This window comes from Mycobacterium talmoniae (genome assembly GCF_001854525.1).
Classification (GTDB): Bacteria; Actinomycetota; Actinomycetes; order Mycobacteriales; family Mycobacteriaceae; genus Mycobacterium; species Mycobacterium talmoniae.
In genome coordinates, this window is sequence record NZ_MLQM01000221.1 from 1 (window position 1) to 7,372 (window position 7,372).

Genomic DNA, 7,372 nt, shown 5'->3' on the forward strand with positions numbered 1-7,372 from the left:
CCACCGGACCCCCACGGCCCACCCCGGCCCGGACGGGCAGAGCTGGGACGGGACCGTGGCGCTGGCAACCGAAGTCGAGGCTGCGGGTGCGACGCTGCTGAACTCCGGGTTCGGCTGGCACGAAGCGCGGGTGCCGACCATCGTCACCTCGGTGCCCAACAGCGCGTTCGTCGACATTTCCAGCGCGGTCGCCGAACACGTCGGCATCCCGGTGGTGGCGTCCAACCGGATCAACATGCCGCAGGCCGCCGAGCAGATCCTGGCCGACACCCAGGTGCAGCTGATCTCGATGGCCCGCCCGATGCTGGCCGACCCGGACTGGGTGGCCAAGGCCGCCGACGGCCGCGCCCACGAGATCAACACCTGCATCTCCTGCAATCAGGCCTGTTTGGATCACGCGTTCGTGCACAAGAAGGTGTCCTGTCTGCTCAATCCGCGGGCCGGCCGGGAAACCACGCTGGTGCTGGGCCCGACTCGCCGCGCCCGCAACGTGGCGGTGGTCGGCGCCGGCCCGGCCGGACTGTCCGCGGCGGTGAGTGCCGCGCAGCGCGGTCATGTCGTGACCCTGTTCGAGGCCGGCCCGGTGATCGGCGGCCAATTCGACTTGGCCAAGCGGATTCCCGGCAAGGAGGAGTTCGCCGAGACCATCCGCTACTACACGACCATGCTGGACAAATACGGCGTGAGTGTGCGGCTGAACACCCGCGCCGGTGTTGCGGAGCTGACCGGGTTCGACGAGGTGGTGCTGGCCACCGGGGTGGCGCCGCGGATTCCCGACATTCCCGGCATCGAGCACCCCAAGGTGCTGTCGTACGCGCAGGCGATCTCCGGCGCCCCGATCGGAAAGTCGGTGGCCGTGATCGGTGCCGGCGGCGTCGGATTCGACGTCAGCGAGTTCCTGGTCACCGACGCCTCCCCCACCCTGAACCTCAAGGAGTGGAAGGCCGAATGGGGTGCCGCCGATCCGCAGGAAGCCCGCGGCGCGCTGACCACGCCGATCCCGGCCGAGCCGGCCCGTGAGGTGTATCTGCTGCAGCGCAGTAAGGGCCGACAGGGCACCCGGCTGGGCAAGACGTCGGGCTGGGTGCACCGCGCCTCGCTGAAAGCCAAGAAGGTCCAGCAGCTTTCCGGGGTGAACTATGAGCGGATCGACGACGCGGGATTGCACATCAGCTTTGGGCCCGACCGCAAGCGGCCGCAGCTGCTGGCGGTGGACAACGTGGTGATCTGCGCCGGCCAGGAGTCGGTGCGGGATCTGGAAGACGGGTTGCGCGCCGCCGGCATACGCCCGCACATCATCGGCGGCGCCGCGGTGGCCGCCGAGCTCGACGCCAAGCGGGCCATCAAACAGGGCACCGAGCTGGCCGCCCGACTGTAGGCCCCTTCCTCCCGCGAGCGTGCGCAAAATGCCACTCCCACAGGCTTCTCGGCGTACATTTGCGCACGCTCGCGGCCGAGTCCGATGCCGAGTCAGCTCGGCTGGCCGTAGACGGCCACCACCACGGTGCGATTGATACTACTCTCCGACCACACCCCGATATCGGTGTTGGCGCAGTCCGACATGATCGCGAAGGACGCCGGGTCGTAGTACCACTGGTGCAGGATCTCGATGCCGGTGATCGCCAGGGCGGGGTTGATCGCCACGGTTTCGGCCACCGCACCCTGAAACCCGGCGGCCTGGGCGCGGGATTGCGGCGTGGATCCGTCCGAGCCGATGTCCCCGTCCAGGTCCGGGTTGTTCAGCACATCCAGGGTGTGCCATTGCGCGGCCAGCCGCAGCCGAGGATTGACCTTGACGTCGTTGGTGCACCCGGCCTGGTGCTGGATGGTGTAAATGTTGGCGACGACGCTGTTGTTGAGGCGTGAGTTGTCGGCGTGCGCAGCGGGTACCCTCACGGCAGCGCTCACCACGATCGGCAGCACCGCCAGGACCCACACGCGGTGGCCGTTACCGAGGGTCACGGTGCCGGAGGCCGGTAGTTGGCGGCGGAGTTGCGCAGTTGCCAGATCAGCGCTGGGCACAGTTCGTTGACCGCCTGGCTGATCAGATAGGTGGCCTGGAACTCGTCGGTGGTGCCGAAGTCGGCTTGGACATCGCCCACGAGCGCTGGGTAGCCACGAGTCGCAGCGACCTTGTCGCAGATGCCGCGCCCGTAGGCGAGCGCAGCATCGGCGTCGGGGAAGTTGTAGCCGGGCCGCACGGTCACGTTGACCAGATAGGCCACCGAGTCGGCCCTGGCTTGCGCTACCGCCATCCCGCCGAGGCCGAGCAGGCCGGCCGCCACGATCACACCGGTTCGAATTGCGAAATCAGCCATCGGCCATGGACCTTGTCGAGGGTGACCCGCACGCTAGACGCGGTGTTAGTGGGTGGATCGTCGCCGATGGTGGTGGTCTGGTTGACGAACACCAAGACGACGGCGTGCGTGCTGCTGGCCGACACCGATGCGGCAGCCGGCACCGTGGCGGCAGCCGAAATGCGTTGCTGTTGCGCGCCGGGAACGACTACGTCGTTAATGAGCTGGGTGTACTGGTCACGGAAGGTGCCGGTGAGGCGGTCGGCGGCCGCGGGCAGGGCGGTCGCCACGGTGTCGGGCCGGTAGGACAGGATCGCGATCGTGCTGTCGGTGGCGGCGTGCACGGACTGCGCAGCCACGGTTTGCCCGACTCGCGCCGATTCGTCCCACCACTTCAGGTACCCGCAACCGACCGCCACGATCAGCGCCAAACCCGGCAGGACCGCGCGTGCCAGCAGACGCGACCAGGGGAACCGCCGGCCTGGCCCGGTGGGCGCCGGTTCGACGATGTCGGCGTCGTCCGCCGCTTCGGCTTCGTCGGCCACATCGCGGCCGAGATCGGCGGCGTCGGACCAATTCTCGTCGTCATCGAGCGATGATGTGTCGGGGATCAGGTCAGTGTCGAGCGACATGAGGGGCTCTCTTCCTTTACTGCGGGTCGGTCACGGCACGAACACGACGTTCGACACCTTCGTGCCGTCACCGACCTTTTGGACGCTGATCCGCATCCGCCAGTGGCGCGGATCCTGCTCGGGCGCAGCAGCGATCGATGTTTTCACCGACACCGCAACGAGAACTTGCGCCTGGTCGTCGGTCACTGATTCCAGCGCCGCCGCGGTGACGGTGCCTTGCGATTTCGACTGCGCCTGTTTGACGGTGTCGATGAACGGTCGGGCGCGCTGCTGGAAATCGTCGTGGAAGGTGCCGATCGCCGAATCCAGGATGCGCTGCACATCGGCGTCGGCCTCGGTGTAGCTGATCGTGGTCAGGTTGACCGCGGCCTGACGAGCCAGCTGCACGAACAGGTCGCGCTGCGCCTGCGCCTCGTGAGATTGATAGCTGCGGTATCCCAACCAGCCGGCCAGGCCGGTCAGCGCCGCCAGCACCAGGGCCGTCGCGATCAGCGCACGGGCACCCGAGCGGTCCCCCTCCGTGGGGGCCGAATCCTCTAGTTGCCCGGCGGTATCAGCATGCTCTGCCATGTTTCACCTCTCCTGCCTTGGGCCACATCGCCCTGGGTGTAGCGGTTGCCGTCCGGCCCGATATAGCCACCGGTGGCCGGGTCGTAGGGAACGACGGCCACCGGCGGTTGGCGCGGATCGGTGCCCGGCGGGTACTGCGGCACCCCCTGGCCGGACAGCGTCGCGTTGGGGTCGCCTTTCCAGTTGTAGCCGTCGTTGAGCGGAACGTAGGGCTCGTCGCTTTCACACAGCTCGACGGTTGGGGCCCGCTTGGCGGGGTTGTTTTCACACGGGATGTTGCGCGACCCCCGGACATTGAGATCCGAGTCCTGCGGGACCCGGCAGTACACCTCCCCGGCGGGACGCTCGGGATAGTCGACCTCGCTGGGGGTGCGCTGTTGCTGGACCGGAAGGAAGCCGGTGTTGCACGGCGGCGGATAGTTGAGGTTGAGGTTGAAGTCGAGGTAGATGCCGCGGTACGGCGTCTTCAGATCCGCGTCCGGCAGCGCGATGGCCGACATCACCGCGGTGCCCTGGGGGAACAGGACCAGCAGCTGTTCGATGTCGTTGCGGTAGGTCACCGCGATATCGCCCAAGCTCACCAGGTTGGCCAGCAGCAGCGGTAAGGCCGGCGCGACGCGGTCCAGCAGCGCCCTGGTCTCCTCCAATGCGGGCGCGCCGATGGTCAGCAGGTCGGCGAACGCCGTGTTCTGGGCTTGCACCTGCCCGGTGATGGCGGCCATCCGTTGCGCCCAGGTTCGGATCGAATCAGCGGTTTGCACTTGGGAGTTCAGCACCGGCGGGGAGTGGTCGATCAGCTGGGTGAGCGGGTCCACGGTATTGCCGGCGTCGATCGCCAGCGATGTCGATCCGTCCACGATGCGCGATAGCTCTGGCCCGAGCCCACCGACGGCCTTACTGGCCTCGTCAACGACCGTGCGGAGATTGTCCGGCGGAATCGCCTGTAGCGCCCGGTTGGTCGCGTCGAGCAGGCTCCCGATATCGGCGGGGAGCCGTACCCGGTCCACCGGCACCACAGCGCCGTCCCGCAGGTCCGGGCCGGCGCCGCCGTTGGGGGTCAGTTCCAGGAACTGCTCACCGACGGCGGATCGACTGTGTACCGCAGCGGAGACATCGGCGGGGACCTTGATGGACGAATCGAGGGTCAGGACGGCACGAACACCGTTGCGGGTGACGTCGATCGAGCTGACCTTACCGATCTCGGTTCCGCGATAGGTCACCACCGACGTGGGGTACAGGTCGCCGGAGCCGGGCAGTTCCACGGTCACCGTGTAGCGCCCCACCCCGAGCAACGCGGGCACTTTGACGAAGCCAAATGCCATCACCCCGCACGCGGTCACGGTAACCGCGGCCAGGATCGCCAACTGTATCCACACGGTGCGGGACAGGCGCAGCATGTCAGCTCCCCCCGAAGTGGTAGGGGGCGACCAGCGGATTACCCACGGTGTAGGGGCTTGGCATCTGACCGATGGTGCGGCCCCACTGCAGCTCGAGTTCGGTGAGGTTACCCTCCCACCGGGTTCCGGTGAATAGGCCGCTGTCCAGCCGGCTCAACGTCAGATCGATGACGAGCGTGATGTTGGCGAAATCGCCGCGGAACCAGTTGGCCAGGTTGCTCTTCACCCAGGGATAAGTGGACAAGAAGTCCAACCCCCTGGTGAGGGCGGGCCCGGCATCGGCCAGTGACCTCAGCACCGGTGCGATGCTGCGCAGATTGTTCACCAACGATTCCCTGGACTGATTGACCGTCGAGGTGGCGATCGCACTGAACTTGCCCAGTGCATCGACGGCGTCGGCCAGCTTGGTGCGCTGATCCGACAACACCGCCAGGGCGCGTGGGACGGTGTCGAGCGCGTGGTCGACGGTCTGGTCCTTGGCCGCCACCTGCTCGGTCAGCGCGTTGAGATTCTCGGTGGCCGTGATGATGTCGTCGGTCTGGGTGTTGAGCTGGGCGATGAAGGTGTCCAGCTGGGACAGCAGGCTGCGCATGTCGTTTTCCCGGCCGGCCAACGCCTTGGCGAACGCTTGATTAATCTCTTGCAGTTGGGCGAGACCGCCGCCGTTGAGCAGCACCGACACCGATGCCAGCGTCTGCTCGGTGGTCGGATAGGTGCTGGCCCGGGCCAATGGGATCACCGCCCCGTCGTTGAGCTCGCCTTGCGGCGGCTCATCGGTGGGGGGCGACAATTCGATGTGCATTGAGCCCAACAGGCTGGTCTGGCCCACCTTGGCGGTGCTGTTCGCCGGCAGATGGACGTTACCGTTGATGCGCATCGTCACCAGGGCGTGCCAATCCTGGACCTCGATTTTGGTGACGTTGCCAACGTTGACGTCGGCGACCCGCACCCGAGTGTTCTGCTGGATCACCACCACATCGGGCAACTGCGCCTGAACGGTGTACGAACCGTCCCCGCTGCCTTCGGTTCCCGGCAGGCTCAGGGAGTTCAGGCCCCGCCACGTGCAGCCCGAGACCGTCGACAGGCAGGCGCCCGTCAGGCCCGCGGCCAGTAGGTTTTTCACGGTGGGCCTCCGGGCAGCCCCTGCGGAACCATCAGGCCCGGTAGCCCCAGATCCGGGTCGGTGGGCCTGGCGGCCGGCGGCTCAGCGGGCGGGGGCGGGCCAGCCTCTTGGTCGCCCGGTGCCGTCGGCGGCGGCAGGCTCGGGTTGAGCCGGTCCTCACTGTAGGTGAGCTCATTGGGCCGGGCGGCCGCTCCCACGAATGGGTTGATTCCCAGCGGCGGGAAATTGTATTGACGGTTCTTGATGATGGGTGCCAGGTACTGCACACACAGCTTGGAGGACTGTTCGAAGTCCATGCGCGACGCGGCCTGGATTGCCCCGCAGATGAATTGGACGGTGCTGGCAAAGTTGACGGGTGCCAGAATTCCGGTGATCGCGCTCTGTGCGGGCTGGTAGATGTTCATGAAGTTCTGAAACACCGTCGGTGTGATGTGCAGGATCTGTTTGACATCACCGCGGCTGTCGTTGAGGGCGGTGGTGATCGCGTTGAGGTGATCGAACGCCACCCCCAGCCCTTCCCGGTTCTCCGAGACGAAGCCGCGCAGGTCGTTTACGGCGCTGTCCAGGCCCCGCGTCGCATCGGCCACCTCATTGGGGGTGTCGGATAACACGGTGGTGATGCTGGCCAGGTTGGTGTTGAACGCGGCGAGGAGATCACTGCTGGAGGACAGCGCCGATACCAGCAGCTGCAGGTTGCGAACGGTGCTGAAGATGTCGGTGCTGTGGTCGCCGAGTGCGGACACCGCCTGCGAGAGTTTGATCACCGTGTCGCGGGCGGTGTCGCCCTCACCGCGCAGGTTGGCCGCGGCGGTATTGATGAACTCGCCCACTGCGCTGGCCCCCTTCGGGGACGTGGGTTGCAGGGAGTCGGACAGCTTTTCCAGCTGCCGCCGGAAGTCATCCCACTCGACGGGAACCGCCGTGCGGCTCTGCGGAATGGCTGCTCCTCCCGCAAGTTTCGGCCCGCCGGAGTAGGCCGGGACGAGCTGAATGGCCCGGGCGCTGACCAGTGACGGGGATAGGATCGCGGCCCGCGCATCGGCGGGCAGTGGGTACTGCCGGTCCACCGAGAAGGTGACCTTCGCCGCGCTGGGCTGCGGTTCGATCTTGTCCACCGTTCCGACGGCGACGCCCAGGATGCGAACCTCGTCGCCGGTGTAGAGGCCGTTGGTGTTGGCGAAGTAGGCGGTGTAGGTGGTCCTGCTGACGTGGTCCCACCATGGTGTCGCCAGCACGGTTACCGCGGAGACGAGGATGACGGCCAGGCCGGCCGCCGTCGCGATCCGGGCGCGGGGGTGCCGGGCTCGAGGCGAATCAACGGGCACGCTCATCGTCCCCCTTCGGGGGCCGGGA

At 67.0% G+C, this 7,372-nt stretch carries 7 protein-coding genes and 1 pseudogene; 1 reads left to right on the forward strand and 7 read right to left on the reverse strand.

Going from position 1 to position 7,372, the window contains the following annotated elements:
• Positions 1-1,378, forward strand: a 1,378-nt coding sequence (locus BKN37_RS24645) for an FAD-dependent oxidoreductase (protein ID WP_071029603.1), incomplete at its 5' end; no start/stop codon positions are given.
• A gap of 98 nt (positions 1,379-1,476) precedes the next feature.
• Here BKN37_RS24645 and BKN37_RS24650 read toward each other — a convergent pair.
• The 7 genes and pseudogenes from BKN37_RS24650 to BKN37_RS24680 all read right to left on the reverse strand — a co-directional run.
• Positions 1,477-1,938, reverse strand: a pseudogene (locus BKN37_RS24650) (CAP domain-containing protein); the annotation flags it as partial.
• A 20-nt stretch (positions 1,939-1,958) separates the two neighbouring features.
• Complete coding sequence (locus BKN37_RS24655; protein ID WP_071029605.1) at positions 1,959-2,318, reverse strand: DUF732 domain-containing protein; 360 nt, start codon at positions 2,316-2,318, stop codon at positions 1,959-1,961.
• Entirely contained in the window at positions 2,288-2,929 is a 642-nt protein-coding gene (locus tag BKN37_RS24660) for a hypothetical protein (RefSeq protein WP_071029607.1), read from the reverse strand. The genes BKN37_RS24655 and BKN37_RS24660 overlap by 31 nt, the downstream gene beginning before the upstream one ends.
• Positions 2,930-2,959: 30 nt before the next feature.
• The gene (locus BKN37_RS24665) at positions 2,960-3,499 is read right to left on the reverse strand and encodes a mammalian cell entry protein (RefSeq protein WP_071029609.1); all 540 of its coding nucleotides are present in this window, start codon (positions 3,497-3,499) and stop codon (positions 2,960-2,962) included.
• Positions 3,466-4,896 carry an MCE family protein gene (locus tag BKN37_RS24670; RefSeq protein ID WP_071029611.1) on the reverse strand — a complete coding sequence of 477 codons (1,431 nt, stop codon included), beginning with the start codon at positions 4,894-4,896 and terminating at the stop codon, positions 3,466-3,468. Before BKN37_RS24670 ends, BKN37_RS24665 begins: the two co-directional genes overlap by 34 nt.
• 1 nt (position 4,897) lies before the next feature.
• Positions 4,898-6,019, reverse strand: a complete 1,122-nt coding sequence (locus tag BKN37_RS24675; protein ID WP_071029613.1) for a virulence factor Mce family protein — start codon at positions 6,017-6,019, stop codon at positions 4,898-4,900.
• Positions 6,016-7,350 carry an MCE family protein gene (locus BKN37_RS24680; protein ID WP_071029615.1) on the reverse strand — a complete coding sequence of 445 codons (1,335 nt, stop codon included), beginning with the start codon at positions 7,348-7,350 and terminating at the stop codon, positions 6,016-6,018. Before BKN37_RS24680 ends, BKN37_RS24675 begins: the two co-directional genes overlap by 4 nt.
• Positions 7,351-7,372: the final 22 nt, after the last annotated feature.

What these genes read in the sequence shown, in the direction of transcription:
- BKN37_RS24680 (WP_071029615.1), bottom strand. Translation starts at nt 7,350, where the DNA reads ATGAGCGTGCCCGTTGATTCGCCTCGAGCCCGGCACCCCCGCGCCCGG.
- BKN37_RS24665 (WP_071029609.1), bottom strand. Translation starts at nt 3,499, where the DNA reads ATGGCAGAGCATGCTGATACCGCCGGGCAACTAGAGGATTCGGCCCCC.
- BKN37_RS24660 (WP_071029607.1), bottom strand. Translation starts at nt 2,929, where the DNA reads ATGTCGCTCGACACTGACCTGATCCCCGACACATCATCGCTCGATGAC.
- BKN37_RS24670 (WP_071029611.1), bottom strand. Translation starts at nt 4,896, where the DNA reads ATGCTGCGCCTGTCCCGCACCGTGTGGATACAGTTGGCGATCCTGGCC.
- BKN37_RS24655 (WP_071029605.1), bottom strand. Translation starts at nt 2,318, where the DNA reads ATGGCTGATTTCGCAATTCGAACCGGTGTGATCGTGGCGGCCGGCCTG.